Source organism: Methanobrevibacter sp. 87.7, from assembly GCF_002208625.1.
Classification (GTDB): domain Archaea; phylum Methanobacteriota; class Methanobacteria; order Methanobacteriales; family Methanobacteriaceae; genus Methanarmilla.
This window is the reverse complement of sequence record NZ_MRCT01000181.1, coordinates 1-3,242: the sequence shown is the minus strand read 5'-3', so window position 1 is coordinate 3,242 and position 3,242 is coordinate 1. Positions and strand designations below refer to the sequence as shown.

The following is a 3,242-nucleotide window of genomic DNA, read 5'->3' as shown; positions in this document are numbered from 1 at the left end:
GAATTATTGGAAATTTTTATTTTAGAATAGTTTTTTTTAGTTTTAATTTTTTGTATTATATTTTATTTTTTAATAAGTTTTTTTATTATATTTAAAATAAGTTTTAAAATTATTAAGTTTATAAATTAAATTGTGTTTTAGATAAAATAAGTTTTAAAATTATTAAGTTTATAAATAAATCGTGTTTTAAAATTATTATTAAAAAGGAGTAAAATAATTACTTAGTAAGTAATTAAAAAATAGATTTAAAATAATTTAAATTTATTTGGATTTACTGCACCTGCTTTTATAAATAAGTAGATGTATGATAAATCTAATGCAAAAAATACTAAGGAAATAATTAATTGATTAATACCAGCACTTCTTGCTTCTGCATCTCCTTTACGTGTTATATTATATATTGCAAAGAATATTCCAATAAATGGTATTAATATTGATAATATATAACCATAAATTATTGAATTTTGATGCTCTGATTGTTCAACTACTTCTAAATAATTGTATGTAACATTATCTTTTTTAGTTTGAAATTCAAATCCACATTTTGGACAGAATCCATAACTTAAATTATATATTCTACTATGGCATTGAGGACATTGAACAGCTTTTACTTGTATTCTTCTGTACTTTGGTTCCTCAATCTTATAGTGATATCCACATTTTGGACAAAATCTTGAATCATCGTCTGTTTCTGTATTACATTGAGGACAACGTTTAACCATTCTATAGCCTCCTTTTATTTTATATTACTAAATAATACTATATTATATTTAAATATTATACCTTTTGGTTTTCTTAATTTTTATTATTTAAGTTTTTAAATCTATTGTTTTCTAATTTAATAGTTAAAATTTAAATAAATTTTAAAATCTATTGTTTTTTAATTTAATAGTTTAAAAACAAATAAAGTTTAATATAATATTTTTTTAATTATATTACTATTTATTATATATAATCTTTTTTAGATTAAATTAATATAACTATAGTTATATATATTATATTAGCTAATATTTATACATAGATTAATTATTTGGAATTTTTTATTATAAAATAAATATTTATTAATTAATAGTACTAATTGTGTATTTTATTATAAATATCAATTATTTTAAAATACTGATTGTATATTAAAGTAGTAATTAATTAAATTAAAGTTTTTAAAAAATAAAATATTGATTATTAAATAAAAATCATTATATGTAAAGTAATTTAAATTAAATATTATATATTAAGTTTTAATAATAATAATAATTTTAAAGTAGGGATTAGAATGAAACAGAAATCAGTTGGTCAAGTTCAAACTAAATTTTTTAATATTGATGAAGAACTTCATTTAAAGTCTGGCCAAACTTTAGATCATGTAACTATAGCATATGAAACTTATGGTGAATTAAATAAAGAAAAGAATAATGCTATTTTAGTCTGTCATGCACTAACTGGTGATGCTCATGCTGCAGGTTGGCATGAAGGTGATAAAAAACCTGGATGGTGGGAGATAATTATTGGTCCAGGAAAAGCTTTAGATACTAATAAATATTTCATCATATCATCAAATGTTTTAGGTGGATGTAAAGGAACTACAGGTCCTGCATCTATAAATCCAAAAACCAATAAGGAATATGGACTTAGTTTCCCATTTATCACTATATCTGATATGGTACATGCACAAAAAAAATTAGTAGATTCATTTGGAATTAAAAAATTATTATGTGTAATTGGAGGAAGTATGGGTGGTATGCAAGTTCTTCAATGGGCTATAGATTATCCAGATTTTATTAAAAAAATTATTCCAATTGCAACTACAGCAAGATCAACTCCACAACAAATAGCTTTTAATGAGGTTGCAAGACAATCAATAGTTAAAGATCCTAATTGGAATTGTGGAGATTATTATGATGGTCCACATCCTGAAGATGGTTTATCTGTAGCACGTATGATTGCACATATTACTTATCTTTCAGAAGAATCTATGTATCAGAAATTTGGTCGTGACCTTCAGGATAAAAATGAGTTAAGTTATAATTTTGATAGTGATCCTGATTTTCAGGTAGAAAGTTATCTTCATCATCAAGGTGAAACTTTTGTTAAAAGATTTGATGCTAATAGTTATCTTTATGTAACAAAGGCAATAGACTATTTTGATCTTGCAGATAATAATTCACTTGTAGATGGACTTAAAAATATTAAAGCTAAAACACAATTAATATCAATTGATTCTGATTGGCTATATACTACAGAACAATCTGCTGATATTTTAAAAGCTCTTCAAGCAAATGGTGTTGAGGTTAATTTTACTGAGATTACTTCAAGTAAAGGTCATGATGCATTCTTTATTGAGGCAGGACAATTAAATTATATTATTAGTCAATTCTTATCTGATAATGTTGTAGAAGATTTAATGGAAACTAATATTCCAACACTTAATTATGATGGAACTCTTAAAGATGCTGCTAAATTAATGTTAGATGAGCATTTAACTCATGTACCTATTGTTAGGAATAAAAAGTTAATTGGTATTATTACTTCATGGGATTTATCTAAAGCAATAGCTATTAATTGCAATGATTTAAAACAGGTTATGACTACTGATGTTCAATTTTGTACTCCAAATGAAGCTATTACAGATATTGCAAATCAAATGAAAAAGTATGATATTTCATGTATGCCTGTTGTTAATAGTAGATTAGAAGTTGTTGGTTTAATTTCTACTGATTTAATAAGTCATTTAGTAAGTAATTTATAATAAGCATTTTATATTTTACTTTCTTATTATTTTTTAATAGGTAGTTTATTAGTAAGTATAATCTTTTTTATTAAATATTATTATACTACTTATTTTTAATTTGAAGCTATTTTTTTATTAAATTTTTTTTAGTTAATTCATATTTAAGCTATTTTTATGTAATTTAAGTTTTTTATCAAATATTTCAAATTTTTATTTGAAGCTATTTTTAAGTAATTATTTAAAATTTTAAATTTTATATACTTAAGCTATTTTTATAAACAATCATTTTAAGTCTTTTAAATCATTTTTATTTAGTTTATTTATATAAAAATTTATTTTAATTTTTTAATCATTAAGTTTTAATTAAATAAAGTATTCTATTAAGTTTAATTTTTAATTTCTTAATTATTTTTAGTAAAAAGTAAAATAGTTTTTTGTTTAATTTTATAATAAATTATTGAATGTATTAATATATTTTTCTAAAAAATTATATGTAATTATGAACAGTGTATTATAA

At 21.4% G+C, this 3,242-nt stretch carries 2 protein-coding genes; one reads left to right on the top strand and one right to left on the bottom strand.

Annotated features, from left to right (window positions below; translation table 11 throughout):
- Nucleotides 1-245 precede the first annotated feature (245 nt).
- The gene (locus tag BGI41_RS07350; RefSeq protein WP_088540022.1) at nucleotides 246-722 is read right to left on the bottom strand and encodes a zinc ribbon domain-containing protein; all 477 of its coding nucleotides are present in this window, start codon (nucleotides 720-722) and stop codon (nucleotides 246-248) included.
- Between the two features lie 548 nt (nucleotides 723-1,270).
- Here BGI41_RS07350 and BGI41_RS07345 point away from each other — a divergent pair.
- Nucleotides 1,271-2,743 (top strand): homoserine O-acetyltransferase, encoded by a 1,473-nt coding sequence (locus tag BGI41_RS07345; RefSeq protein WP_088540020.1) that lies wholly within the window; start codon nucleotides 1,271-1,273, stop codon nucleotides 2,741-2,743.
- Nucleotides 2,744-3,242 lie beyond the last annotated feature (499 nt).